The sequence below is a fragment of the Actinomyces ruminicola genome, assembly GCF_900103885.1.
Taxonomy (GTDB): Bacteria; Actinomycetota; Actinomycetes; order Actinomycetales; family Actinomycetaceae; genus Actinomyces; species Actinomyces ruminicola.
In genome coordinates, this window is sequence record NZ_FNIM01000001.1 from 283478 (window position 1) to 308452 (window position 24975).

At 70.2% G+C, this 24975-nt stretch carries 22 protein-coding genes and 1 other RNA gene; 5 read left to right on the top strand and 18 right to left on the bottom strand.

Translation table 11 applies throughout. From position 1 onward, the window contains the following. Positions 1–130 precede the first annotated feature (130 nt). The 8 genes from BLR49_RS01230 to BLR49_RS01265 form a co-directional block, all read right to left on the bottom strand. The gene (locus tag BLR49_RS01230) at positions 131–415 is read right to left on the bottom strand and encodes an HU family DNA-binding protein (protein WP_092532173.1); all 285 of its coding nucleotides are present in this window, start codon (positions 413–415) and stop codon (positions 131–133) included. A 204-nt stretch (positions 416–619) separates the two neighbouring features. After that, positions 620–1309, bottom strand: coding sequence for an N-acetylmannosamine-6-phosphate 2-epimerase (locus BLR49_RS01235; protein ID WP_086614379.1), 690 nt, complete (start codon positions 1307–1309; stop codon positions 620–622). 55 nt (positions 1310–1364) lie between these two features. Then, a complete protein-coding gene (locus BLR49_RS01240; protein WP_086614380.1) occupies positions 1365–2405 on the bottom strand; it encodes an ROK family protein in 1041 nt (346 codons plus the stop codon). A 1-nt stretch (position 2406) separates the two neighbouring features. Continuing rightward, positions 2407–3324 carry a dihydrodipicolinate synthase family protein gene (locus BLR49_RS01245; RefSeq protein WP_092532176.1) on the bottom strand — a complete coding sequence of 306 codons (918 nt, stop codon included), beginning with the start codon at positions 3322–3324 and terminating at the stop codon, positions 2407–2409. A gap of 49 nt (positions 3325–3373) precedes the next feature. Further along, positions 3374–4198 (bottom strand): ATP-binding cassette domain-containing protein, encoded by an 825-nt coding sequence (locus tag BLR49_RS01250; protein ID WP_086614381.1) that lies wholly within the window; start codon positions 4196–4198, stop codon positions 3374–3376. Then, on the bottom strand, positions 4198–6342 hold the full coding sequence (locus BLR49_RS01255) for a dipeptide/oligopeptide/nickel ABC transporter permease/ATP-binding protein (protein WP_092532179.1): 2145 nt from the start codon (positions 6340–6342) through the stop codon (positions 4198–4200). Before BLR49_RS01255 ends, BLR49_RS01250 begins: the two co-directional genes overlap by 1 nt. Next, positions 6342–7307, bottom strand: a complete 966-nt coding sequence (locus BLR49_RS01260; RefSeq protein WP_092532182.1) for an ABC transporter permease — start codon at positions 7305–7307, stop codon at positions 6342–6344. Before BLR49_RS01260 ends, BLR49_RS01255 begins: the two co-directional genes overlap by 1 nt. Positions 7308–7357: 50 nt before the next feature. Next, positions 7358–8986, bottom strand: a complete 1629-nt coding sequence (locus BLR49_RS01265) for an ABC transporter substrate-binding protein (RefSeq protein WP_092532185.1) — start codon at positions 8984–8986, stop codon at positions 7358–7360. Positions 8987–9187: 201 nt separating this feature from the next. On the opposite strand from BLR49_RS01265, the gene BLR49_RS01270 reads away from it, so the two are divergent. Further along, on the top strand, positions 9188–9904 hold the full coding sequence (locus BLR49_RS01270) for a FadR/GntR family transcriptional regulator (protein WP_245690361.1): 717 nt from the start codon (positions 9188–9190) through the stop codon (positions 9902–9904). A gap of 72 nt (positions 9905–9976) precedes the next feature. On the opposite strand, the gene BLR49_RS01275 is transcribed toward BLR49_RS01270, so the two are convergent. From BLR49_RS01275 to BLR49_RS01290, 3 genes are all read right to left on the bottom strand, one after another. Then, on the bottom strand, positions 9977–11098 hold the full coding sequence (locus BLR49_RS01275) for an alpha/beta hydrolase fold domain-containing protein (protein WP_092532192.1): 1122 nt from the start codon (positions 11096–11098) through the stop codon (positions 9977–9979). Between the two features lie 194 nt (positions 11099–11292). Continuing rightward, a complete protein-coding gene (locus BLR49_RS01280; RefSeq protein ID WP_092532195.1) occupies positions 11293–12138 on the bottom strand; it encodes a MerR family transcriptional regulator in 846 nt (281 codons plus the stop codon). Between the two features lie 538 nt (positions 12139–12676). Then, positions 12677–13609 (bottom strand): restriction endonuclease, encoded by a 933-nt coding sequence (locus BLR49_RS01290; protein ID WP_092532198.1) that lies wholly within the window; start codon positions 13607–13609, stop codon positions 12677–12679. Between the two features lie 307 nt (positions 13610–13916). Here BLR49_RS01290 and BLR49_RS01295 point away from each other — a divergent pair, with 307 nt between their 5' ends. Next, the gene (locus tag BLR49_RS01295; protein ID WP_092532201.1) at positions 13917–14120 is read left to right on the top strand and encodes a hypothetical protein; all 204 of its coding nucleotides are present in this window, start codon (positions 13917–13919) and stop codon (positions 14118–14120) included. A gap of 433 nt (positions 14121–14553) precedes the next feature. On the opposite strand, the gene ssrA is transcribed toward BLR49_RS01295, so the two are convergent. Further along, positions 14554–14924: a transfer-messenger RNA gene (gene ssrA, locus BLR49_RS01300) on the bottom strand. A gap of 175 nt (positions 14925–15099) precedes the next feature. On the opposite strand from ssrA, the gene BLR49_RS01305 reads away from it, so the two are divergent. Further along, complete coding sequence (locus BLR49_RS01305; protein ID WP_092532204.1) at positions 15100–16095, top strand: aldo/keto reductase; 996 nt, start codon at positions 15100–15102, stop codon at positions 16093–16095. Positions 16096–16203: 108 nt separating this feature from the next. On the opposite strand, the gene smpB is transcribed toward BLR49_RS01305, so the two are convergent. The 4 genes from smpB to ftsE all read right to left on the bottom strand — a co-directional run bounded on the left by smpB (position 16204) and on the right by ftsE (position 19918). Beyond that, positions 16204–16734 (bottom strand): SsrA-binding protein SmpB, encoded by a 531-nt coding sequence (gene smpB / locus BLR49_RS01310; protein WP_092532207.1) that lies wholly within the window; start codon positions 16732–16734, stop codon positions 16204–16206. 179 nt (positions 16735–16913) lie between these two features. Then, entirely contained in the window at positions 16914–18248 is a 1335-nt protein-coding gene (locus BLR49_RS01315; RefSeq protein WP_092532210.1) for a peptidoglycan DD-metalloendopeptidase family protein, read from the bottom strand. Positions 18249–18253: 5 nt separating this feature from the next. Then, entirely contained in the window at positions 18254–19168 is a 915-nt protein-coding gene (gene ftsX / locus BLR49_RS01320; protein ID WP_092532213.1) for a permease-like cell division protein FtsX, read from the bottom strand. A gap of 60 nt (positions 19169–19228) precedes the next feature. Further along, complete coding sequence (gene ftsE, locus BLR49_RS01325; protein ID WP_092532216.1) at positions 19229–19918, bottom strand: cell division ATP-binding protein FtsE; 690 nt, start codon at positions 19916–19918, stop codon at positions 19229–19231. A 151-nt stretch (positions 19919–20069) separates the two neighbouring features. Here ftsE and BLR49_RS01330 point away from each other — a divergent pair, with 151 nt between their 5' ends. Further along, complete coding sequence (locus tag BLR49_RS01330; protein ID WP_092532219.1) at positions 20070–20720, top strand: hypothetical protein; 651 nt, start codon at positions 20070–20072, stop codon at positions 20718–20720. 282 nt (positions 20721–21002) lie between these two features. Beyond that, entirely contained in the window at positions 21003–21674 is a 672-nt protein-coding gene (gene ssb, locus BLR49_RS01335) for a single-stranded DNA-binding protein (RefSeq protein WP_092532222.1), read from the top strand. A gap of 189 nt (positions 21675–21863) precedes the next feature. On the opposite strand, the gene BLR49_RS01340 is transcribed toward ssb, so the two are convergent. After that, entirely contained in the window at positions 21864–23354 is a 1491-nt protein-coding gene (locus tag BLR49_RS01340) for a GTPase (RefSeq protein WP_092532225.1), read from the bottom strand. Beyond that, complete coding sequence (locus BLR49_RS01345; RefSeq protein ID WP_092532227.1) at positions 23351–24946, bottom strand: GTPase domain-containing protein; 1596 nt, start codon at positions 24944–24946, stop codon at positions 23351–23353. Before BLR49_RS01345 ends, BLR49_RS01340 begins: the two co-directional genes overlap by 4 nt. Between the last annotated feature and the right edge of the window lie 29 nt (positions 24947–24975).

Here is a 24975-nt window from a genome sequence, read left to right on the forward strand (position 1 = left end):
ACCGATCTCGGCACGTAACTTCTACCGATCTCGGTGAGGCGGGCGGGCATGAAGAAGGCGCGCCGCCCGGGTCGGGACGACGCGCCTTGGGACCAGCGGGCCGTGCCGTGGGGCTCGGCCCGCATCCCGGTCACTTGCCGGAAGCGGCCTTCTTCAGGGCGGAGCCGGCGGTCAGCTTGACACCGTAGCCGGCGGGGATCTGAATCTCCTCACCGGTGCGGGGGTTGCGGCCGGTACGCGCGGCGCGCTCGACGCGCTCAACACCCATCAGGCCCGTGACCTTGACGGCCTCTCCCTTGGCGACGTTCTCAACGAGAACGTCCTGGAAGGCGCCGAGGAAGGCGTCGGCGTCGGTCTTGGTCAGGCCGGCCTTCTCAGCGATGGCGGCAATGAGCTCGGTGCGGTTGATGGACATGTATCTACCTCTCGGTTGGGTACTCGTTTGTCTAGGCGTCTGAGCGACGGTTGGGCACCTCGGTGCGGTGCCGCTGGCCGTAACGCTATGCATAAACGGGCCGATTTGTCAGATATGACGGCGTTTTCCCCGGCGTGGCGTACCATTTTGTGGCCCACACCAAACACTTTTGCCGCTCTGGTCACATGCGCAACACCGTTCCCGTCACCGGCGGGCGACCGCATCGACGAACCAGGAGGTGATGGTGGTCGGGTGCGTGATGGCGGTGCCGACGACGACGGCGAAGGCACCGTGATCCATGGCCCGTGCGGCCTGTGCGGGGGTGTGCACCCTGCCCTCGGCGACGAGCGGCACCTCGGCGATCGCCGCCACCTGGTCGATGAGCTCGAGGTCCGGCCCGTCGGTTGGGGGACGCTCGCCGGTGTAGCCGGCCAGGGTGGTGCCGAGGACATCGGCGCCGGCATCCTGGGCCGCCCGGGCATCGTCCAGGCCGCCGCAGTCGGCCATGACCAGCACGCCCGGGCGGGCGGCCTTGAGCTCGGCGATCGTCTCCGCCAGAGTGCGCCCGTCGGGCCGGGGGCGGCGGGTGCCGTCCAGGGCGACGAGCTGCACACCGGTGGCGGCCACGGCGACGGCGTGAGTGAGGGTGGGGGTGATGAATACGCCGTCGTGCCCGTCCTTCCACAGGCCGATGACGGGGACGTCCAGGTGCTGGGTGATCAGGGCGAGGTCGGCCAGGCCCTGGGCGCGGATGCCGACGGCGCCGCCTGCCACACAGGCCTGCGCGACCTGGTCCATGGTGCGCGGGTCGCGCATGGGCTCGCCCGGGTAGGCCTGTGCGGAGACGATAAGTCCTCCGCGCAGGCGCTCGAGCACGGGGTTGAGGGCGGGCATGGGTCCTCCTTGATGCGGATGTGTGGTGCCGACGGGCGGTATGCGGCGCCCCGGTTCATTCGGGGCGGTTCAGGCGCAGCGCGGCCTCGTGAGCGGCGCCGATGATGGGCGCAGTCGTCCCCAGGGCGGCCGGGACGAGCTGCAAGTCCGTGGCGACCAGGTCGACCAGCTCGCGGCGCAGGGTTTCGCGCAGCGGCCCCCACCACAGCCTCCCGGAGCGGGCCAGGCCGCCGGAGATGATGACCCGGTCGGGATCGAGCACGGTGACGATGCCGGCGATGGCCTGCCCGAGCGCGGTGGCGGCCTCCCGGTACAGGCGGCGCGCATCGGGGTCGCCGCAGCGGGCCAGCTGCTCCACCGCCAGCGCGCCGGTTATGTCCTGGGCGCCGGTGGCCTCGCAGAAGCGGCGGGCGATCTGCGGTCCGGCGGCGACCGCCTCCAGGTGGCCGATCCGCCCGCAGGTGCACCGCTCCCCCGCGGCCAGGGCCGCGGGCATGTGCCCCATCTCCCCCGCCAGGAAGTGCGCCCCGTGGTGGACGCGTCCGTCCAGGATCACCGCCCCGCCCACGCCGGTGCCGACGGCGACCACCAGCGCGCAGGCGGCATCCGTCCCGGCCCCGCGCCAGGCCTCACCGGCGGCGTAGGCGTTGACGTCGTTGTCGACGTGCACCGGGGGGACGGAGCCGTCCGGGCGATGCATGCCCGCGGCTCCCAGCCGCTTCGCCACTCCGGTGGCGATGTCCGTGCCGGCCCAGCCGGTGATGGCGTCGGTGGCGGAGATGACCGTGCCGCGCCGGGAGTCGATGACGCCGGCCGCGCCAATGCCCACCGCCGTGGGGACGGCCGGTCCCTCCCCCACGCCGTCGGCGCCGTCGGCGGCCTCCCCAACGGAGATCGAGAGGATGAGGCCGGCGATGGCGTCGAGCATGGCGTCGGGACCCGCGTGCGCGGGCGTGGGCACCTCGTGCACGCGTCCGCGCAGCGTCCCTTCGGCGGTGACGCGGGCGGCGGCGATCTTGGTGCCGCCCACGTCCACGCCGATCAGGTCCCCCGCGGTCGCGGGCGGGCGGTCGAGCGCTCCGGGTGCGCCGGTCATCTCAGATCAGGCCCTGACTGCGGGCGATGGCGAGTACCCCCTCCCGGGAGGCGCCCTCCAGGGCGCGTACCGGGAAGGCCATCTCGTTGGCGTCGATGGTGCCCTGGGCGGCCATGACGGTCTTGAAGGCGCCGATGCCGGAGGCGTCCCCGGAGCGGCCGCGCGGCACGAACACGATCTCGAATCCGGCGCACAGCCGGTCCTGGATGCGACGCGCCTCGTCCCACCGCCCGGCCCGGGCGGCCTCCCACAGCTCGACGTAGGCGCCGGGCTCCACATTGCCGTAGCCGGGGACGCAGCCGTCCCCGCCGAGCAGCAGCATGCCGTCGACGACGCACTCGTGTCCGGTGAGCAGGGCCAGCGGGTGGCCGGCGGCGGCGTTGGCGGCCACGAGGCGGCGGAAGCCGACGTCGTCGCCGGAGGAGTCCTTCACCCCGGCCAGGGCGCCCTCCACCCCCAGGGTCACCAGCATGTCGCGGTCCAGCTTCTTGCCGTTCAGCCGCACGGGGACGTCGTAGGCGAGCAGCGGGACGGAGATGGCGGCCGCGATGGCGCGGAAGTGGTCGGCGATCTCGGCGGCGTCGTTGAGTGCGTAGAACGGGCAGGCGGCGACGACGGCGTCGGCGCCGAGGGCCTCGGCCCGCCGTGCCTGCTCGATGACGCGGTGGGCGGTGGTGTCGATGGCGCCGGCCAGCACGGGCACGCGGCCGGAGGCGTATTCGACCACTGCGGAGATGACGGCGTCGCGCTGGGAGTCGGTCAGGTAGGCGACCTCCCCGGAGGAGCCGCCGACGAACAGGCCGTGCACGCCGGATCCGATGAGGAATTCGACGACGCGGCGGAGGGAGTCCAGATCCACCTCGCCGTGCTTGAACGGGGTGATGACCGGGGGGATGACGCCGGTGAAACGGGTGTCCATGTGATGGTTTTCCTTGCGAGTGTGCGGGGTTGAACTGGCTGCCGTGGTCTCAGGCCTCGAGCAGGGAGGGCACGGCGGCGAGCAGGGTGCGCGTGTACTCCTGCTGGGGGTGGGCGAAGATCTCCGCGGTCGTGTTCGTCTCCAGGATCCTCCCGAAGTACATGACGGCGATGCGGTCGGAGACGTAGCGGACCGTGTTGATGTCGTGGCTGATGAACACCAGGCCCAGGCCGAGGGCGGCCTTGAGGTCCTGCAGCAGGTTGAGGACCTGGGCGCGCACGGACACGTCCAGGGCGCTGGTGGGCTCGTCGGCGACGATGATGTCCGGGTCCAGGGCCAGGGCCCGGGCGATGGCGACGCGCTGGCGCTGCCCGCCGGAGATCTGCCGGGGCAGCACGTCCAGGGCGCTGGGCGGCAGGCCGACCAGGTGCAGCAGGTCGCGCACCTTCGCCTCCCGCTCGGCGGGTGAGCCGATGCCGTGGACGTTGAGCGGGTCGATGAGCGTGTCGTGCACGATCATGCGCGGGTTCAGGGCGGTGGCCGGGTCCTGGAAGACCACGGACACGCTCCGCCCCAGGGCGCGGCGGTCGGCGGCGGAGTGACCGAGCGGGCGGCCCTTGAAGTAGACCTCGCCGCGGGTCAGCGGCTGCAGGCCGGTCATGACGCGGGCGGTGGTGGACTTCCCGCAACCGGACTCGCCCACCAGCCCCAGCGTCTCGCCACGGCGCACCGTTAGGGAGACGTCGTTGACGGCGTGGACCGTGTCGGGGCGGAAGAGCCTGCCGGTGCGGGACTTGTGGATGACGTGGGCGTGGCGCAGCTCGATGACCGGGTCGGTCTCGGGGTTCCAGCCGGGGTGCTTGTCGGCGCTCATCAGTGGGCCTCCTTGGCCAGGATCGCCTCGAGCTCGGGCGTGGTGGCGTAGTAGTGCTCGGCGGCGCCGGCCACGGGCTTCAGCACCGGGCGGGTGTTCAGGCCGACGTCGGGGTGGCTGGAGCGCGGGGCGAAGCGGTCTCCGGCCACGAACTCCTGCGGACTGGGGACGGTGCCGCGCACCTGGTGCAGGCGCTTGGAGCCGGCCTCGATGGACAGCACCGCCCCGAGCAGGCCACGGGTGTACTCATGCACGGGGTTGGCCAGCAGCTCCGCAGTGGCGGCCTGCTCAACCACCTGCCCGGCGTACATGACGGTGATGCGGTGGGCGACCTTGGCCACCAGGGCCAGGTCGTGGCTGACGAACACCATGGCGAAGCCGAGTTTCTCGCGCAGCTGGTTCAGCAGGTCGATGACCTGCTTCTGCACGGTGACGTCCAGGGCGGTGGTGGGCTCGTCGGCGATGACCAGGCTGGGGTCGCGGGTGAGCGCCATGGCGATCAGCACGCGCTGGCGCTGCCCGCCGGACAGCTCGTGCGGGTAGCTCTTCAGGGTGCGCACCGGGTCGAGCCCGACCAGTTCGAGCAGTTCCTCGGCGCTGCGGGTGCCGCCGCGGGAGGTGAGCTGCTTCATCTGGGCGCGGATGAGCATGGAGGGGTTCAGTGAGGACAGGGCGTCCTGGTAGATCATGCTCATCTCGTGGCCGCGCAGGGCGTTGTGCTCCTTGGGGGTCAGCTCCAGCAGGTCGCGGCCCTGGAAGCGGATCCGTCCGGCGATGCGGGCGGTGGGCGGCAGCAGCCCCATGACTGCCATGGAGGTGATCGACTTGCCGCAGCCGGACTCGCCCACCAGCCCCATGGTCTCGCCGGGGCGGACGGAGAAGGACACGCCGTCGACGATGTTGACGTCCCCGTGCTGGGCGGGGAAGGCGATGGACAGGTCCTCCGCCTCCAGGACGGGGGCGGCCTCGGGAGTGGGGTAGACCAGCCGGTCGTGACGGGCCCGTTCGGCGGTGCGCAGGGCGGCCAGTCGCTCGGCGAGCGGAACCTCTTCGGCGGCGGGGGCGACGACGCCGGTCAGGGCGCTCAGCTGCCCGCCGGGAGCGGAGTCCGCGGCCGCCTCGGCGTGGGCGCGCACGGCGGTGTCGGCCTCGTCCCAGGCCTGCTGGGTCTGCATGGCCTCCTCGTCCGCCTCCACGTCCACCTGGGTGCGGATGCGCGGGGCGGCCATGGCGTCGGTCAGGCCCTCGGAGAGGATGTTCAGGCACAGGGTGGTGATCAGGATCATCAGCCCCGGGAAGAACGTCGGCCACCAGTGCCCCGAGAGCAGCAGGGCCTTGCCCTCGGAGAGCATGTTGCCCCAGGTGGGGGTGTTGACCGCCTTGATGCCGGCACCGATGAATGACAGCGAGGCCTCGAAGACGATGGCGTCGGCAACCAGCACGGTGGCGTAGACCATGATCGGGGCCACGCAGTTGCGCACCACGTGCTTGGCCAGGATCCAGGGCACGCGGGCGCCCATCACCTTGGAGGCCGCCACGTAGTCCTCACCGAACTGGGCCAGGATGTTGGCGCGCACCACGCGGGTGAGCTGGGGGGTGTAGACGATCGCGGTGGCGATGACGATCACGGCCACCATCGGCAGCCCGGAGGCGGACATGGCCAGCACCAGCACGGCCGCGAGCGCGATCCCGGGGAAGGACATGAGCACATCGAGCACGCGCATGACCACCTCCCCGATCCACTTACGACTGGTGGCGGCCACGGCGCCGAGCACGGCGGCCAGCGCCAGGGCGGCCCCGGTGGCGCTCAGGCCCACCACCAGGGAGACCCGGGCCCCGTACACGGCGCGGGAGAGGATGTCCCGGCCGGTGGCGTCGGTGCCGAACAGGTGGGCGGTGGAGGGGGCGACGGCGGGGTCGGAGGAGACGACGTCGCCCACGCCCTCCACATGGGTGACGGTCTCGGCGGAGGCCAGACCCGTGGCGCCCGGGGCGTAGGGGGCCACGAGGGGGGCGAAGATCGCCATGAGGGCGATGGCGGCCAGGACCACGACGGCGATCTTGGAGCCGAGCGGCAGGCGCCGCCAGCCCTGGAAGCGCAAGCCGGGGGCGGAGACCTTGTCCAGTGTGCGGCGGTGGGGCATCACACGCTCCTGATCCTCGGGTTGACCAGCACATAGAGCATGTCAACGACGATGTTGATGATGATGAAGGCCAGTGCGACCGTGATGGACACGCCCTGGACGATGTTGATGTCATTGCGGGTGATCCCCTGGAAGATGAGCTGCCCCATCCCCTGGATGTTGAAGATCATCTCAATGACGACGGCGCCGCCCATGGCGTAGCCCAGTCTCAGGCCGAGCACCGTCAGCGGGGTGATCAGGGCGTTGCGCAGCACGTTGCGTGCCACCACCACGTGCTTGGGGATGCCGGCGCCGATGGCGGTGCGCACGTAGTCGCGGTCGAGCTCCTCGACCATGGCGGTGCGCACCACCCGGGTGAGGGTGCCGGTGTTGGGCACGGCCACGGCCAGTGCGGGCAGGCAGATCTGCCGCGCGTAGGCACCGGGGTCGTCACCGAAGGACGTCCACTGGGTGACCACCGAGGGGAAGGTGCCGGTGGCGCCGGGGATGTCGCCGAACCACTGGATCAGCAGCAGGGCGAGCCAGAAGGAGGGGGTGGCCAGGCACAGGATGGAGATCACCCGGATGACCTGGTCGGGCCAGGCGTCGCGGTACAGGGCGGCGATGACACCGAGGATGGTGGCCAGGACGACGGCCACGAAAATGCCGATGAAGGTCAGTTGCAGCGTGATGGGGAAGGCGGCGGCGACCATGTCGGTGATCTTCACGCCGGTGAAGGTCGTGCCGAGGTCGCCGTGCGCCAGCCCCACCAGGTAGTCCCAGTAGCGCTGCAACAGCGGATCGTTGAGGTGGTGGGCCTGGCGGTACTGCTCAAGCGCGTCTGCCGAGGCGGCCTCCCCCAGCGCCAGGCGCGCCGGATCGGCCGAGGAGAACGACATGACGACGAACACGAGCAGCGTCACGCCCAGCACCATGATCGGCAGCGCCAGCAGGCGGCGGCCGATCAGGCGGAGGAGGTTGGACACCGGGTTGCTCCTTTACCGGGATCTGCGTCGGGAGTCTTCGGGGCGGCCGGTCAGGCGGCAGTGGTGCCGACGTCGACGAAGGACAGTCCGGTCAGTGCGATCGGCTGGAAGCCGACCAGGGCCTCGGTGTCGTAGGCGGTGGGCGACTTGCGGTGGAAGATCGGGTAGAGCGGAACCTCGGCGGCGATGAGGTCGAAGATCTCCTGCCACTTGGCCACCTGGGCGTCGCCGTCGAGCTGGACGGCCTCGTCCAGGGCGGCCTGCACCTGGTTGTAGGCGTCGGCGCCCTTCCAGTGCATGCGGGTGTCGGTCCAGATGTCGCCCGCGTACCACCAGCGCAGGAGCAGGTCCGCATCATTGCCAAAGACGGAGGGATCGCCGGGGGCGATGACGACGTCCCAGTCGCCCTGGTCGGAGTCCAGGAAGGCGTAGACGTCCGCGGACTTCTTCTCTTCGTAGTTGACGGTGATGCCCAGGGCCTCGAGGTTCTCACGGATGATCGGGCGGACGGAGGCGAACCAGCCGTGGTCGGAGCACAGCAGGTTGACACTGGTCACGCCGGCCTCCGCGAGGAGGGTCTTGGCCTTGTCGGCGTCGTAGGTGTAGACGGTGCCGGCCTGCTTGTAGGCGGGGTGGTCCTCCTGGACGAAGCAGGTGGCGGGGGTGGCGAGCGTGCCCATGCCGGTCTCGCAGATCTTGTTGTAGTCCAGGGCGTACAGGATCGCCTGGCGGGCCTTGACGTCGGAGAGCGTGGCGTTGTTGAACATGGCGAACAGCAGGGAGAAGCCCTGCTGGGCGGCCACGGTGATGGGCGCCTGCATGGTGGCGAGGTTGGCCACGGGGACGGCGTCGATGGCCTGGACGGCGGAGGAGGTGATCGCGTTGGTGCGGGTGGTGTCGTCGGGCAGGATCTGCCAGGTCATGGACTTGGCCAGCGCCGGGTGGGGGCCGTTGTAGTGGTCGTTGCGCTCGAAGACGATGGTCTGGGAGGCGGCGCCGTTGTCGGTCATGGTGTAGGGGCCGGTGCCGATGGGGTTCATGTCGAAGGCGGCGGCGTCGGCCTCGACGGCGGCGCGGGGCACGATCTTGACGACGCTGATGCGCTCGGCCACCAGAGAGTATGGGTACTTGGTGGTGATGGTTACGGTGGCGTCGTCCTTCTTCGTCACTGCGTCGACGAAGGTGATGAACTGGGAGTACAGCGAGTTGTTGTCCGGATCCAGGACGCGCTCGAAGGAGAATACGACGTCGTCGGCGGTCACGGGCGTACCGTCGGAGAAGACGGCGCCGTCGCGCAGGGTGACCTCGTAGGTGGTGTCGTCCACCCGGGTGGGCAGGTCGGCGCCGAGGGCGGCGTAGCACTCGCGGGTGGCGGGGTGGAGCTCGGTGAGCCCCTCCATGGTGTGCCAGTTGGCGGCCACGGTGAGTGCGGCGGTGGTGGTCATGGGGTCGTAGCCGTTGGTGCCCAGCTCGTAGGAGATGCCGGCGGTGATGGTGCCCTCGGAGTTGGAGGCAGCGGCATTGGCTGCGGAGTCGCCCGCCACCTCCGTAGAGCCGGCGTCGGCGGACTCGGAGCCGCCGCAGGCGGCGAGGGTGGCGGCCAGTCCGGCTGCGAGCCCCATGGTGGAGGTGAGGCGGATGAAGTCGCGGCGGGAGGCGCGGGGAGTCGAGATCGTCATTGAGGTCTCCTGAGATCGGACGTCTGTTGTCTGACGTCGGTAGAATGACTGTAGCAGGTATCAGACATCTGATCAATCCCCGGATGGAGTGTGGATTATGTGTAACGATGACCTGGGAACCGGCCCGGCCGCCCCTGGCCGGCCCGCACGCACGCGCAGAACACCGAGACCGAAGCTGAAGAGGAACGAACCGTGGTGGATATGAAGCGAGGCGCCTACGCCTCAACGAGTGGAACGACGACGCAGGCCACCAGTGCGATGAACTCCATCAAGGACTACATCCTCCAGTCCCACCTCCAGCCCGGCGATCCGCTGCCGACCGAGTCGCAGCTGTGCGAGACCCTGGGCATGTCCCGCTCCTCCGTGCGGGAGGCCGTACGCACCCTGGCGGCGCTGGATATCGTCGAGGTGCGCCACGGACACGGCATGTTCGTGGGGCAGGTTTCCATGCGGCCCATGGTCGAGTCCCTCGTCTTCCGGGGTCTGCTCAAGCCCGGGGACGACTACCGCAGCCTGCGCGAGGTGGTTCAGGTTCGCCGCACCCTGGACACCGCCCTGGCGCAGGCGGTGGTGGAGGCGTGGCAGGGGCGTGAGGACCCTGCGATCGACGACGTCGTGGATCAGATGGAGGCGTTGGCCGAGCGGGGAGAGACCTTCACCGACCAGGACCGCAGCTTTCACCGGATGCTGCTGGCGCCGGTCCCCAACCAGCTCTTCGCCCACCTGATGGAGGCCTTCTGGGCGGTCCACACGCTGACCGTCCCCATGCTCGACGCCCCCCGCCCGGAGGACATCGTCAATACCGCCAAGGCCCACCGGGCCATGCTCCAGGCGGCCCGCTCCGGCGACGTGGAGGCCTACCGCGAGGCGGTGGTGGCCCACTACGAGCCACTGGCAAACGCCCTCACCCGCTCCTGAGCCCCGCCGCCGTCTAATCCCCGCGCCCCCTCGCCGAGATCGGTAGCAGTTACGTGCCCAGATCGGTAGAAGTCACGGCTGCGGCCGCCCGAGCTCATCATCGAGCTCGCCACCGCAGTCATTCGCGGCGATCATCGGGAAGGTCCCCTCCCCCACCACCCGCGCCAGGTTGATGCGCGGGTCCTCGGGCCGAAGCAGCCGGGTGAGCCAGCTCAGCCGCGCCGCCTCCAGGCCGTCGCGCAGCCAGGTGGCGCTGACGTGCTCCATGGCGTGGGTGGCGCCCGGCCACACGTGCAGCTCGCAGTCCCCGCCGTCGCGCCACAGGGCCGCGGCGAAGGCGACCACCTCGTCCCGGAAGGTCTCGGCCCCGGCGACGGACAGGAAGATCGGGGGTAGCCCGGCCAGCGCGCCCGGCTGGTCGACGGCGCGGCCGGCCGCCTCATGCGCACTCACCGCCGCTCCACCCCGCCGGCCGGGCAGGATCTGCTCCCAGGCCCAGTCGTTCCAGTGCGCCGGCCACAGCCCGTCGTCGGGGTACTGCCGGGCCGACGGCGGCTGCACCGCGCCGTCGGGGCCGACCAGCCCGGTGCGGTCATCCAGCATCGGGTAGTCGAGCAGGTAGCCCAGTGCGCGGGGCCCGCCGCGGTCCCGGGCGGCCAGGGCCAGGCAGGCGGCCAGTCCCCCGCCGCCGCTGGGACCGACGACGACGATGCGCCCCGGATCGGCCCCGTAGTCCGCGGCGTGATCGGCGGCCCAGGTCAGCGCGGCCAGACAGTCCTCCCCCGCGGCCGGGGCGGGGTGCTCCGGCGCCAGGCGGTACTCCGGGGCGACGACGACGCCGCCGAAGCGCCGCGCCCAGGCGGTGGGGGCGGCCAGGTCGTCGAAGCGGCAGCCCATGACCCGCCCGCCGCCGTGGATCGACAGCAGCAGCGGGGCGCCCGGCTGCACCGCGCCGTCGGGCGGGAGCACCACGGTCAGCGGCATGGTTGTGCCGTCGTCGCGGAGCAGGGCCTCCTCTCGCAGGCGCGCGTCCGGGCAGGCGGCCAGGTAGGCGTCGCGCCGGGCGGCAACGGGAATGCGGCGGGAGGCGAGCGTGGCGTCGTTCAGGGGCGGGATACCACCCGCCTCCTCCAGGCGCTGCAGCACCAGTGCGGTGGCGGGCTCGTAGGGCGGCCGGGGAGACGACGTCGGCATGCGCGAAGCGTACGTGGGGCGCCGGGGCTTGAAGCGCGTCGAAGGCCCGCACCGCGGTCACGATTCCCACTCATGTGTCGTCATCTATCCACTGCCGGGTCAATCACCCGTCCCGTATGGCTCGATCACCGCCGCTGATGCACCCGTCCTGTGCTTCGCTGGCAAGGTGAATTGCCGCAGGCGCGCCAGGGCTTCTACGCCGTGCGGCCGCACGCCCAACCGAGCGGGAGGCACACCTCGGTCACGAGCTGGTCTGCCGGGACCTCGTCCGGCGTCGTGAGGTAGATGTTGAACGCCTTGCCCGGCAGAAAGTCGTCGGTCGGCGGCGTCAGCCCCTCGGCGGCGATGCGGGTGGCCAGCCGGTCATGAGCCTCGGTGATCTGGTCGTACGGCCCGACGACGTGGGCCACGAGGCAGTCTCGCGCCGGAAGCTCGTGGACCTGCAGCGGCGCCGCGGCCGTCGTCCCGGGCGCGACGGGCAGGAAGATCTCCTCGTCGACATCGTGCTCGGTGAACTCGGCGTCGTGCTCGATCACTCCGCACGGGCCGATGGGCTTGATGCCCTGGCGGGCGATCTCGGGCATCATGCGAGCCCAGAGAAGGTGCTCGTCGGCGTAGGTGGGGATGACGTCGCGCAGGGCGACGATGGTCATGGCCGCAATGGTGCGGCGCTCGACGGTGATGGACATGCTGGTTTCTCCTTCGATGAGGCGAGAGATGAGAGCCAGCCGAGCCTGGGCGGCGCGCGCCTCCTCGACGACGGTCTCGCGCTGGAGCTCCAGCGCAGCGGACCATGCCGGGGTGCCGCGGGCGGCGAGCAGGGCCGAGATGGCGGAGACGCCGAACCCGACATCGCGCAGATTCCGGATGTCCGCAGCGTCGCGCAGCTGGTGCGGCGCATAGCGGCGGTATCCCGTCCACGGGTCGACTTCTGCGGGTACCAGGACACCGTGCGCGTCATAGTGGCGCAGCATGCGCACCGACAGGCGCGTCAATGCGCTGAACTCCCCGATCGTCATGAGGCTCGTGGTCTCGGCCATGGCTCCACCATGCGCCCTCACACCGTGTCAGGGTCAACCCGCAGGGTCGTCGATGCGAGCGCGGTGCTTGTAACTCGAGTCGTAGTTGACGCAGCGCGTCAAAGTCCGGGCGGAGGCCGTCGGGGCATGGACCACCCGACGCCGCCCCTACATGTACATGCCCCGGCGTCTACAGCGTCATGACCCACAACAGCTAGCCAGCAACCATCGGAACCAGATGAAACACCCTCCACAAAACCCAGGGCTCGGCATACCGCGTCAGCCGTTGCGCTGTACACGAAGATACCAGCCCCGACACGTACCTGGTGATCACGCCACTGGCCGACACACTCAAGGTGTTCGCCGACAACACTCCCGGCTTCCAGACCGAGAAGGCATGCGTTGCGGTCTACACACGCAGCAACTATCTACCCCTCCGTGACCGGATCACCACCGCCCTGTTGGGGGGCCGGGCTCACGATCACCGGTGGCAGTATGTCGGTTACGAACCCGACACCAGATTCCACCACCACGCCATCGACGTAACCAGGTGGACAGTTCAGCCAAGCTCAGTGTCGAAGTAGTCCTCGTCTATCTCGAACAGGGCGAACTCGTGGGTCTTCTGGACGGCGACGCCGTAGCGCATCATGAGCGAGGTCAACTCGAGACCGTTGATCAGCACGATCTTGCCGTGGCGGTAGTTCTGGGCGGTCTCGACCGCGGCAGGCGCGAACGTGGAGGCGGTAATGAACACGCCTTGAGATGCGCCACGCGTGTCCATGGCACCCATGAAGTCGCGAATGTCGCCACTGCCGACCGAACTGGTGGTGTAGCGCTTGGCCTGAACGTAGATGTTGCTCAACCCGAGAGCATCTTGGCGAATGATGCCGTCCACGCCACCGTCGCCAGTGCGGCCAACGTGCTGCTTCTCGCCGTAGTCGCCGCCATACCCCATCGCCCACAGCACGTCGATGACGGCCTTCTCGAAGAACTCCGGCGACGAGTTCTTCAGGTTCGCCAACAGTTCCGCCTCGACTTGGGCGTTGAAGTCCCGCTCCGCGGCCCCCATCACCTCGACCGGGTCGACTTGACCGGACTCGGTCACCACCGGCGCGGGAACGCTGTCTGACTTTCGGGCGGCGAGTTCAGCTTGATAGTCGCGCCAGATCGGCCATTCCAGCATGTCCTGTTCGGAGTAGCTGGTCAGCGACCGTGCATCGACGCTGCGGCCGTCGTCGGTGATGCGGTAATGGCCGCGCACCGGGCGGTCCAGCAGCCCGGCATGCGTCAGTGCGGAGCAGGCCCAGTTGATCCGGTTCACGTATCGCAACTGCCCCGAGGCGATCTTCTCTGCCCGGACATCAGGGGTCAGGCCCATGTGGCCGGCGACGAGCTCGCACACATCCCGCACCTGGCGGGTCTGACCGTCAGCCAGAACCCGCAGCACCACAGGACGGAACTCGTCGATTGTCGGGGTCAGATCTGCCTGCATTGCCAGCCTCCTCGAAAACGCCTGGTTTCAGCCCATTGCCCACACAGTCTCCCACCAAGGGCACCCCGTCCTCGGAATCTCTTGCCGTCTGCTTCTTGAAAGGACATCACCATGGCTCCGATCAGGTTGGACAAACCCTACTACGCCACGATCACCAAGGACCCGGCTACGGGTGCCGATACCTACAGCTGGCCAAGCCGATCTCTGCCGAGTTGGAGGGAGGTCGCCGAGGCAACCTTGTATGCCGATGACTATGCATCTGAGGTGGTCAAGGAGTTTGCCTCCGGCACCCTCACGCTGGGGATTGATGACCTGGGGGCTGATGGCAGATGTCGGCATCGTGATTCCGGCGGACAAGCTCGGTGGCTGGCAAATGTTCCGCCATTACTCGGCTACCCGGCTCGGGCAGGCGGTGGCGACGACGGCGGCGCTCATCCACTGGTACGGGTGGAGTAAGCCGGAGCAGGCGATGGCCTATCAGCGGGCGGACGCGGAATATGGCGGAATATGAGCGGGAGATTCTGGACCGTATGGCCGTCTCGGTGGAGCCAGGGGCGGACACGTGGGGGTGCGCGGGCTGAGGCGGAGTGGACCGCGAGCGCGGGCAGGCGTGATCCGAACGGCCTGTAGATGGGCGGTGGCGGCCTCGCAGTAGGGGAGCCCGGGGCGGTCGGGGTCTTCGAGGTAGCGCAGCGGTGCCCGGCGCACGCGCAGCGCGGTGCCCGTGCCGAAGAGGCGTCGGATCGCGTCGCCGGTGGTGTCGCCGGGGCGGACGACGACGGCGCGGGCGAGGGCGCGACGGGAGGCGCGGGTGGGGAGCGTGGGAGTGGTCATGGCTGGGCCTTCCTGTTCAGGCGCGCCCGTACCGTGTTGCCCATTCTCATGTACCCACCATGTACCCACAGGGGGGCTCACGGGAGGGTTTTCGTTGGTATTTCAACGGGTAGTGGAGATGCGGGGAATCGAACCCCGGTCCGACGGTGGTGCAACAGGACTTCTCCGGGTGCAGTTCGCTGCTGTTTTTCTCGGCCCCGGCGTCTCACGCGAACAAGGACGCCGACGGGCTCAGCCACCTGAAAGTCCCGAGACCCCCGGTGGCGTGGGGCCTCAGCAGTGGCTTCCTAGATGACGCCAGGAACCGGGGCGGAAGCTCCCCCGGGCTGACGGACTTCGAGGCTCGCCTCAGGCGGCGAGGGCGAAGTCGGTGCGAGTGTTATCGGCACCTATTGGTTCGCACAGAGCGTTGACGAGATGACTGTGCATCCTCGACCCGCTTCTCCTGAATCCACGACCGTCGTCGAAACCGATCATCCCCTGTTGAGTTATCCCCGCCCGGCAGGGCCGGCGGGAACACGCTGAAACCTCAGCGATTCAAGGATACCAGCCACCCCCTCCCCCGGCACGAGACCTTCACCACTGGTTTTGTTTCACCGAGCCACTAGAGCCGCTAGGCTGGTGCCATCAGCTCACACCACAGGAGGCACAACACCATGGAGACCCGTCCGCTTCCCGCTCTGGACCGCCGCATCTCCGCCGTCGGCGTCGGCACCTGGCAGCTCGGCACCGACTGGGGCGAGGTCACCGCCGAGGCCGCCACCGCCACCCTGCAGGCGGCGCTCGACGCCGGCGTCAACTTCATCGACACCGCCGACGTCTACGGCGACGGCCGCTCCGAGCGCTTCGTCGGCGCCTTCGCCGCCGCGCACCCCGACGCCGGACTGACCATCGCCACCAAGATGGGGCGGCGCGTGGCCCAGCTCCCCGAGAACTACACGCGCGAGGCCTTCCTCGCCTGGAACGACCGCTCCCGGGAGAACCTCGGCGTGGACACCCTCGACCTGGTGCAGCTGCACTGCCCGCCCAGCGAGGTCATCGCCGCCGAGCACACCTGGGACTGGCTGGAGGAGATGGTCGCCGCCGGTCGCATCCGCGCCTACGGCGTCAGCGTGGAGACCTGCGCGCAGGCGCTGGAGGCCATGCGGCGCCCCGGCTGCGCCAGCGTACAGATCATCCTCAACGTCTTCCGCCGCAAGCCGCTGGAGCAGGTGCTGCCGGCTGCGCAGGCCACCAGCACCGCCATCATCGCCCGTGTGCCGCTGGCCTCCGGGCTGCTGTCCGGCCGCTACCGCGAGGACACCACCTTCCCCGCCTCCGACCACCGCAACTACAACCGCGACGGCTCCGCCTTCGACATCGGCGAGACCTTCTCCGGCGTGCCCTTCGACGTCGGCGTCAAGGCCGCCCAGGAATTCACCGCCCTGTGCCGCGAGCTCGGCCCCGCGGGCGCCACCCCCGCCCAGGTGGCGCTGCGCTGGATCCTGGATCAGCCGGGCGTGACCACCGTGATCCCCGGGGCGCGCAACGCCGAGCAGGCCCGTGCCAACGCCGCAGCCGCCGCGCTGGAGCCGCTGAGCGAGCAGCTGCACGCCGCCCTGGCGGACCTGTACGACCGGCGCATCCGCGCCCACGTGCACGACCGCTGGTAGCGCGCCGTCCCGGTCGTCGTCCGGACGCCGCGCCCGACGACGACGGGACCGCGCCGTCCCCTTGACCACCAGACGCCGTCGCGGTTGACGCGAGCCGTGCGCTCCGCGTCAGCCGCGGCGTCGGTTGGCGGCGGCCATGGCGCGGGCCGCCTCCCGCTTGTCCTGCGCCTCCCGCAGGGCCTGGCGCTTGTCCCAGTCCTGCTTGCCGCGGGCCAGGGCGATCTCCAGCTTCACGCGCCCACCGGTGAAGTACAGCTCCAGGGGCACGATCGTGTAGCCCTTGGCCTGCACCCGCTGCGCGAGCTTGTCCAGCTCGGCGCGGTGCAGCAGCAGCTTGCGCTTGCGGCGCGGGGAGTGGTTGTTCCAGGTGCCCTGCAGGTACTCGGGGATGTGGGCGCCCTGCAGCCAGGCCTCGCCGTTGCGGTCGATCTCGATCCACGCCTCGGTCAGGGAGGCCCGCCCCATGCGCAGGGCCTTGACCTCGGTGCCGGTCAGGGCGAGTCCGGCCTCGTAGCGGTCCTCGATGAAGTAGTCGTGCGTCGCCTTGCGGTTGCGGGCGATGGTCTTGTGCGCGTCGGCGGCCGCCTTGGCGCGCTCCGCCGGGGTGGGCTTCCTCGTTCCCTCGGTCTTCTTGGCCACCGGCGTCTCCTTCCCTCGTCCTCGGCGCTAATACTTCGGCGCCGCATAATACTGCGGCCGACGGCGACCGCCAAGGCACCCGCCCGAGCCGGCGCAAGCCCGGGTCTTTATCAACACCGCGGTGCCGTCGCCTCCGAGGCCGGAGGCGACGGCACCGACGCACGTAGCCGGCTCTCCCCTCAGAACCCCGGCAGGGTCATGGGGTCGATCTCGGTACCGTTGATGATTACCTCGAAGTGGACGTGAGGTCCTGTAGCGCCTCCGGTCATGCCCGTGAGCCCGATGGTCTGTCCCCTGGTTACGGTGGCGCCGTTGGGCACCGAGATCGCGGACAGGTGGCAGTAAGCCAGCACAACCGACTGGCCGTTAATGACACCGCCGTTGATGAAGACGCCGTTACCGCACGAGCTGTTGATGTTGTGGGTGACCGTGCCGGCTACGCCCGCGTACTGGGGCGTGCCGGAGGAGGCCACCAGGTCCACCCCGGCGTGCAGCCGACTCTGCCCCGTGATGGGGTGGATGCGGTAGCCGAAGGGAGAGGCGACGATTAGCGGTCCGGCGATGGGATGGCCGATCGCCCCGCTTCCCAATGAGGAGGACGCGCTCGCGCCCGATGACGATCCGGTGTATCCAGCGGCCGCCTGGTTCGCGGCGTCGAGCTCGGCGATCTTTGCGGCCGCGGCCTCCTCATCGGCGGCGGCCTGCGCCTGCTGCGCCTCCAGCCCGGACTTCTGCTTCTCCAGGTTGGCGGCCGCGGTCTCCTTCTCGCTCTTGAGCGTGGCGACCTCGTCCCGCTTGGTCTGGGCGGCGTCCCTGGCGGTCTGCGCGGCCTCCTTGGCGGCGTCGGCCTCTGCCTTGAGCGTCCCCACACGCTCGGTGGTGGCATCCTGGCGGGCCTCCCGGTTGGCCGCCTGGGCGCGCTCCTCCTCGGCGGCGGACAGGACGGACTCCTGCACGCCGGTGGCGATCTCCATGGTGGAGGCCCGGTCGGTGAGCTGCTCCACGGAGTCGGAGGAGAGCACGTAAGTCCAGGAGGTCACCGCGCTGTCGCCCTGGTAGGTGGCCACTACCAGGTCTGCCACGGAACTGGTGTTCTCCTCCACGGTGGTCTGTGTCTGCTCCGACTCCTCCTGCAGGGCGGCCAGCTCGGACTCCGCGACGGCCAGGCGGTTAGCGGCGGTCTGCTGCTCGCGGTCCTTCTGCGCCAGGACGGTCTCGGCGTCGTCGAGTTCGGACTGCGCGGTGGCCAGGGACGCCTCCGCGTTCTGCAGCTCGATGTAGGCCTGGCCCAGCTCCGCGGACACGCCCTCCAGCGAGGCGGCCAGCTCGGCCTGCTTGCGCTGGGCGGCGGCCTGGTCGTCGACGGCGTCCTGGCGCTCATCGGCCTGCGCCCCGGCGCACAGGGGGGCGGCAACCAGCACGAGCGTGGCGGCGCCGACGAGGGCACGGCGGGCCCGCCGCCTGAGGCGACGGCTGCCGGGGCGGGGGTGGAGCGGGGAGCGCACTGAGAGCATGGGAATCAGACCCTTGTGTACTTCGACAGTGAGAAGGCGGAGGAGGCCACCGCCAGTACGACGGCGGACAGCAGTAGCCAGGGGGCCAGGCGCAGCACGTCGCCGGTGCCGATGAAGGCGGTGAACTGCACGGACGTGGCCAGCCAGTCGACGACGACGTAGCGCACCATCGCCCACAGCCCGGCCACGGCCCCGATAGCACCGATCAGGGCGGCGATGGCCCCCTCTAGCATGAAGGGCAGTTGGATGAACAGGTTCGAGGCGCCGACCAGCCGCATAATGCCGGTCTCCTTGGAGCGGCTCATGGCGGACAGCCGGATGGTGGTGGAGATCAGCAGCACCGCCGTCAACGCCAGGATGGCGGCCAGTCCCCCAGTGATCCAGGTGACCCGGTTCATCACCACGAACAGGGGCTCGAGCGTGTCCGCCTGGTCGATGACGCGCTCGACGCCAGCGCGGCCGGTGAACTGCTCGGCGACCACCTGGTACTTCTCGGGGTCGACGAGCTTGATGCGGAAGGACACCGGCATCATGTCCTCGGTGGCGTTGCGGCCGATGCGCGACTCGCCGTAGGCGTCCATGAAGCGCTTGTAGGCGTCGGCCTTGGACTCGATGCTGTAGTTCTCGATATAGGGGGCCAGGGTGTCGGAGTTGACCAGGTCCTCCACGGCGTCGATCTGCTCCTGCGTGGCCTCGCCATCGACGCAGGCCGCCGCGGTGGACGACGCCGGGCACATGTAGACGCTGACCTCAACCTTGTCGTACCAGTCGCCCTTCATCACGGAGATCTGGTTCTGCAGCAGTACGGAGGCGCCGACGAACAGCAGTGACACGAAGGACACCAGGATCACCGAGACGGTCATGACCAGGTTGCGGCTGAGCCCCTTGAAGGTCTCGGAGACGATGAAACGGAATCGCATGCGGTTACCTCAATACCTCTTTCACGGGAGTCGCGGCCCCGATTGCCGACGGGGCCGGGCTCAACGGTCCGATCCGTATACGCCGCGCGCCTGGTCGCGCACGACCTCGCCGGCCTTGAGCTCGATGACGCGTTTGCGCATCTGATCGACGATCTCGTCGTCGTGGGTGGCCATGACCACGGTGGTGCCCTGCCGGTTGATGCGGTCGAGCAGACGCATGATGCCCACGGAGGTCGATGGGTCGAGGTTGCCGGTGGGCTCGTCCGCCATGAGCAGCTTGGGACGGTTGACCATGGCGCGGGCGATGGCCACGCGCTGCTGCTCACCGCCGGACAGCTCGTGCGGCAGGCGCTTCTCCTTGCCGGACAGTCCCACCAGCTCGAGTGCCTCGGGCACGGCCGAGAGGATGTAGTGCCGGGGCTTGCCGATCACCTGGGAGGCTATGGCCACGTTCTCGAAGACGTTCTTGTTCTCCAGCAGGCGGAAGTCCTGGAAGACGAAGCCCATCTCCTGGCGCAGCTTGGGAACCTTCCAGCTGGAGATCTGCGACAGATCGCGTCCAAGCACGTGGATGCGCCCGGAGGTGGGGCGCTCCTCGCGCAGGGTCAGCCGCAGGAAGGTGGATTTGCCGGAGCCGGACGCGCCCACCAGGAACACGAACTCCTCGCGCTCGATCTCTATGGAGACGTCGTCGAGCGCGGGCCGGGCTCCGCGCTTGTACACCTTGGAGACGTTGTCGAATCGAATCATGGGGTAGCTGCTTCCTGCTCGTGGCCGACGCAGGCACGCCGGGGCTACAAGCCACGGTAACCAGTTGGGCTTGGAATCCCGGCGGTGACACGCCAGAACACGCCGAGTCGAGGTGTGGTGCCGCCCGCTTCGGCGTTCTACCGTTCCGGACATGGCTGAAACGCATCCCGACGACGGCTCCCCCACGGCTCCCCCGCCCAGTGCCGGCGCCGCGGTCCCGGACGGATCGGCCCGCGCCGACCGTGACGGCGCCACCCGCGAGGCCGCCAACCATGCGGCCCAGACTGCGCCGGCCAGCCGCGAAGACGCCCGTCAAGATGCGGAGGCCGCCATCGATGTGGGCTCCTGGAACCGTTTCATCCCGTCTCTGACCCGGTGGCTGCAAACGGGCCGGGAGGATGTTGTGCCCGCCGTGCGCCTCGCCGCCGCCGTACCGATCGTCACCACCGAGACGGCCCCGCGGGAGCGCTCGGGACCCGGCCCCCTGCGCCTGCTGCGCCGTCGCCACCGCCTCCCGCCCTCACCACTGCCGCCGATGCTTGCGGCGCAGTCCCGCTTAGACGGCGTGAAGCTGACGGCACCGCTGCGCGACGACGCCGGCCGAGCCCTGCTCGGCGAGGATGCCCTGGCAGCACTGGCCGCCCTGGGCTGGCGACGCCGTGAGGGCGCCATGATGCAGAGTGCGCTGGGGGCGGAGTCGGCGGCCCGGTTGGCGGCGCGGGTGCTGATCGAGGTGTTCGACGTCGCCCATCCGGCGGACCTGGCCATCGCCGTCGAGCATGCGGTGCCGCCCGCAGCCTGAACCGCCCCCTTCACCGAGATCGGTAGAAGTTACGTACCGAGATCGGTAGAACTCACGCGCCCAAATCGGTAGAAGTCACGCGCCCAGATCGGTTGCTATGGCTCATCGCCTGCCGTCTGCGCCATCAAGTACCTGCGGGCGGGCGAAGGCACCGGCGTCCACAGGCGGCGTTCGTGCAGGGGTGCTCATCCGGCATCAACAGGTCGGTGGCGGCTCGGAGCGCGGTTGCGGGACCGTTGAAGCAGCCGGCACGGTGCCGGCGCTCAACGCAAGGAGCATCTCATGAGCCGTCAACTCGATCTCGTCGTCCAGGGCGTCCTCGGCACGAACCCCGCCGTCACCCGCACTACCGGTGGACGCGCCTACTGCTACTTCCGTCTGGCCACGTCCCCGTCATTCCGCACCGCCGAGGGCTGGCGGGACGGGCAGACCATTTGGTTCACCGCCAAGGCGTGGGGAGCGCTAGCGGAGAACCTCGGCCGCTCCCTGCACAAGGGCGACCCGGTGGTGCTGGTTGGGCGCTTCACCCAAGAGAGTTGGTCGAAGGGCTCCGACGAGTACCTCACCAACGTCCTGAACGTGTCTTGCGGCGGACATGACCTCACTCGCGGAGAGTCGCGCTTCATGCGCATCATCCACAAGGCCGACCCCGCCGATAACGGTGATGCCGGCGCGCCGGACGCGGCGGCAACCACCTCCTCCGGCTCGGCGCAGACCGCCGGATCCGCGCCTTCCCCGGACGAACCCAGGCAGTCGAGTTCCGATCAGTGTCTGCCGCCCGCCACAGCGCCCCTCGACACCACGCCGGCCGCTGAGCCCTTCGCCGACCACTCGACGTCGCCACAGCATCAGGAGGAACTGAGAGATCCCCGTGGTGATGAGCCGGCCTCCGAGCCGCAGGCCGTTGACGGTCAGTTCGACACGGACTACCTGCTTGCCGACGAGGAGGACTGAGCCGGGCCGCGTCACACGCCATTGCCGCAGCCGGGCACAAGCCGGCCAGGACACTTGGAGCCGTGCCATATCTACCGATTTCGGCACGTTACTTCTACCGATCTCGCCGGTGATTTCTACCGATCTCGGCGCGGGTGGGCGACGAGTGCAGCACCGCTGCTGCCGGGCCGCTGCCGAGCTATTGCCGGGCTACTGCCGGGGCAGCTCCAACGCCTGGCGGAGCATCCGGTGCCGCGCCAGCACGGAGTCGGCGGGGCGGGTGAGGTCACGGGCGACCACCGAGACCAGACGCGCACGCACGGCCCGGGCGTACTCGTCGGCCTCTCGGCGGGCTCGGGAACGGCGGGCGAGCAGGGCGCTCGCCATCGCCACCAGTCCGACCCCCGCTGCCGCCAGTGGAGCGACCAGACCGGTGCCGAAATCCTGCCCCTGCAACAGGGCGACTACCGTCCACACCACCCCGACCAGCGCGGCCAGCACACCGCCCCACCAGGCCAGTTCAATGACGGGGGCGCGGTGTCGGGGCAGTTGCACGCTGCCGACCGCCTCGGCCGTACGGGCCGCGAGCGCCTCGGGGGTGGCGACGACGTTCTCCACGCTGCGCAGCCACGCACCGGGCAGCCCCTCGGTGGTGCGGCGCAGCCAGGTGGTCTGGATGGAGGCGACGGCGTCGCGGGCGGGCGGGCCGGGCCGGGCCATGGCGCGCGGGAAGGTGTGGGCCAGGCCGGAGCGCACGGAGTCCTCCACCGCCTGGGCGCCGCAGGCGTGCACGAGCGTGGTCACGGCCGCGTCGGCGAGCTCGGGGCGGGTGACCACCGGCTGTGCGGCGGCCGCCGGACGCAGCTGCATGGCGATGTCGTCGAGCTGCGCGGATGCGGTGCGGGCGGCATTGGACTCGCGCGAGACCCGCTCCAGGAACAGCTCGCGCACGGCGGCGAGGTTGTCGCCGCGCACCGCGGAGACCGGCAGGACCTGCACGTCGCGCAGACCGTCGGCGTCCAGCAGGGCGCGTACATCCGCCAGCAGCGCGTCGGTGCCGCCCGCGGGCAGCGTGTCCACCTGGTTGACCAGGACGAGCATGTCCTCCTGGCGGGCGCCGAGCCCCCTCAGATAGCCCTCGTGCAGGACCGCGTCGGCGTACTTCTGCGGATCAACTACCCACACCAGAATGTCGGCCAGCGGCACCAGCCGGTCCACCTGGAGGGCGTGCTCGGTGTTAACCGAGTCGTAGTCGGGAACGTCCAGCAGCACCAGGCCGGCAAAGGCGTCCTGATCGGTGGCGTCCAGGAGGGATTCGCGGCGGATGCGGCGGTCGTCGGCCACCTCGAGGAAGTCGAGCAGGGCCTCGGCATCGTCGCCCCAGGTGCAGGCGGTGGCGCGGGAGGTGGTGGGGCGGCGGGCGCCGACGTCGGCGAACTGCAGGCTGGTCAGGGCGTTGAACAGGGAGGACTTGCCCGAGCCGGTGCCGCCGAACAGGGACACCACCGTGTGATCCACTCCGAGGGCGAGCCGCTCGGAGACCTCGTCCAGGCGTTCCCGGGCGGGGATGGCCAGGGAGGCGGGGATCTCCATGGGGCAGTCGTCCAGGGCGGCGCGCAGGCGCTCCAGGCGCGCCTGCAGATGGGCGGCGTCGAGCACGTTGTTGTCCCCGGCGGGGGCGGCGGTCGGGTTTGTGGTCATGCGGAGGCTCCGGGGCGGGTGAACGGTGCGAGTTCGCCGGCGCGTAGTCGCAGCGCGGCGGCCAGGGCGGGATCGGGGGCCAGGGCGCGGGCGGCGCCGACCGGGACGGCGGCGTCGAGCACCCCGGTCAGCACCTCAGTCAGGGAGTCCTTGGCCTCGATGATCGCCTGCCCCAGCCCCAGGCGCTCGGCGGCGGCGCGGGACCCCTCGATGCCGGCGGCGGCGGAGACCACCAGGTCACCGGTTCCCTGTGGGGTCAGGCCCTTGGGAGGGGCGGTGACATGGGCGGTCTGCTCCGCCGCCCACGCATCGACGACGACGGCAGCGTCGGCACCGGCGGGCAGAAGCTCCCGGCTGCGCGAGGCGGCACCGGCGGCCTGCCAGATGCGGGCGGCGTCGTCCTGCACAGAGACCAGGGCCGCTTCCAGACGGGAGACGATCGACTCGCGGGCGTCGGCGGCGAGCGTCTCCAGGGCGGCGGCGCGCGCCTTGCCGGTGCGGCCGAACCAGCCGGAGCGGAGTTTGCCTCCCTGGGCGAGCGGGGCCAGCGGACCGCCGGAGGAGGCGAGCGTGACCCAGCGGGTGGTGGGAGCGCCCTGGCCGCAGGTGCCGCGGGCGACGTCGGCGCGCAGATCGGCACTGGGAGCCTCCAGGAGCCTGCGGGAGGCCGCTTCCAGCCGGGTGGCGGCGTCGTCCTGGGCGTCGACGCCGTCGGCGAGGGTGATCAGGTCGGCGCGCAGGCCGGTCCAAAGTCCGCGGCCGGTGCGGCGCACGAGTCCGGCGGCCCGGTGTCGACCGGCCAGCAGGCGCAGCCAGTCGCGCAGCTCGCCGACGGAGGCGTCCGGCAGCAGCCCCTCGTGGGGGCCGGCGTCGGGGACCACGAAGAAGGGGGACTCGGCCAGGCCGAGTGCGTCCAGGCGCCCGATCAGGTCGCGGCGCACCTCCGGCAGCACGGTGGCGGGCACCCGGTTCAGCACGACGCCGATGGGCGTCTCCCGCCCGGCCGCCTCCTCCAGGGAGGCCCAGGGGGTGTGGTCGCCGTAGCGGGCCGCGGTGGTGATGAACAGCCACAGGTCGGCGGCCTCCAGCAGCCGGGAGGCAAGCACCCGGTTGCTCTCCTGCACGGAATCCAGGTCGGAGGCGTCCACGAGGGCCAGCCCGGCGGGGACGGCCGCGGAGGCGACGGTCAGGCACACCGAGGCGATCGGGTGGTCGTCAAGGGCGTCACGGTCCTCGGGGTTGACCACGAGGACCGGCGTGCGCGTGGTGGGACGCAGGACCCCGGCGTCGGATACCTCCTGACCGAGCACGGAATTGACCAGGGTGGACTTGCCGGCGCCGGTGGAGCCGCCGACGACGACGATCGCCGGAATGTCGGCGTCGGCCAGCCTGGGCAGGACGTGGTCGCGGATCTGGGCTACCAGGCCGGAGCGCAGGCGTCGGGCGTCCTCGACGCCGTCCGCGTTGAGGCTGAGATCGAGGTTCTCCAGGTCCCCCACGGTGTCGGTGAGGACGTCGATGAGCTGCGCGCGGCTGAGCGCAGAGACGGGGACGTCTTCTCCGGCGGGCAGCGGGGAGGCAATTGAGGCCATGGTCCAACCTTAGGCGGAAGGCGGTGCGC

Bases quoted from the DNA above. Each gene is read 5' to 3' on its own strand.
- BLR49_RS01340 (WP_092532225.1), bottom strand. From the start codon at position 23,354: ATGACCACAAACCCGACCGCCGCCCCCGCCGGGGACAACAACGTGCTC.
- BLR49_RS01250 (WP_086614381.1), bottom strand. From the start codon at position 4,198: ATGAGCGCCGACAAGCACCCCGGCTGGAACCCCGAGACCGACCCGGTC.
- BLR49_RS01315 (WP_092532210.1), bottom strand. From the start codon at position 18,248: ATGCTCTCAGTGCGCTCCCCGCTCCACCCCCGCCCCGGCAGCCGTCGC.
- BLR49_RS01255 (WP_092532179.1), bottom strand. From the start codon at position 6,342: ATGCCCCACCGCCGCACACTGGACAAGGTCTCCGCCCCCGGCTTGCGC.
- BLR49_RS01240 (WP_086614380.1), bottom strand. From the start codon at position 2,405: ATGACCGGCGCACCCGGAGCGCTCGACCGCCCGCCCGCGACCGCGGGG.
- BLR49_RS01265 (WP_092532185.1), bottom strand. From the start codon at position 8,986: ATGACGATCTCGACTCCCCGCGCCTCCCGCCGCGACTTCATCCGCCTC.
- ftsE (WP_092532216.1), bottom strand. From the start codon at position 19,918: ATGATTCGATTCGACAACGTCTCCAAGGTGTACAAGCGCGGAGCCCGG.
- BLR49_RS01270 (WP_245690361.1), top strand. From the start codon at position 9,188: ATGAAGCGAGGCGCCTACGCCTCAACGAGTGGAACGACGACGCAGGCC.
- BLR49_RS01330 (WP_092532219.1), top strand. From the start codon at position 20,070: ATGGCTGAAACGCATCCCGACGACGGCTCCCCCACGGCTCCCCCGCCC.
- BLR49_RS01280 (WP_092532195.1), bottom strand. From the start codon at position 12,138: ATGGCCGAGACCACGAGCCTCATGACGATCGGGGAGTTCAGCGCATTG.
- ssb (WP_092532222.1), top strand. From the start codon at position 21,003: ATGAGCCGTCAACTCGATCTCGTCGTCCAGGGCGTCCTCGGCACGAAC.
- BLR49_RS01295 (WP_092532201.1), top strand. From the start codon at position 13,917: ATGACCTGGGGGCTGATGGCAGATGTCGGCATCGTGATTCCGGCGGAC.
- BLR49_RS01305 (WP_092532204.1), top strand. From the start codon at position 15,100: ATGGAGACCCGTCCGCTTCCCGCTCTGGACCGCCGCATCTCCGCCGTC.
- BLR49_RS01230 (WP_092532173.1), bottom strand. From the start codon at position 415: ATGTCCATCAACCGCACCGAGCTCATTGCCGCCATCGCTGAGAAGGCC.
- BLR49_RS01290 (WP_092532198.1), bottom strand. From the start codon at position 13,609: ATGCAGGCAGATCTGACCCCGACAATCGACGAGTTCCGTCCTGTGGTG.
- BLR49_RS01345 (WP_092532227.1), bottom strand. From the start codon at position 24,946: ATGGCCTCAATTGCCTCCCCGCTGCCCGCCGGAGAAGACGTCCCCGTC.
- BLR49_RS01245 (WP_092532176.1), bottom strand. From the start codon at position 3,324: ATGGACACCCGTTTCACCGGCGTCATCCCCCCGGTCATCACCCCGTTC.
- ftsX (WP_092532213.1), bottom strand. From the start codon at position 19,168: ATGCGATTCCGTTTCATCGTCTCCGAGACCTTCAAGGGGCTCAGCCGC.
- BLR49_RS01235 (WP_086614379.1), bottom strand. From the start codon at position 1,309: ATGCCCGCCCTCAACCCCGTGCTCGAGCGCCTGCGCGGAGGACTTATC.
- BLR49_RS01275 (WP_092532192.1), bottom strand. From the start codon at position 11,098: ATGCCGACGTCGTCTCCCCGGCCGCCCTACGAGCCCGCCACCGCACTG.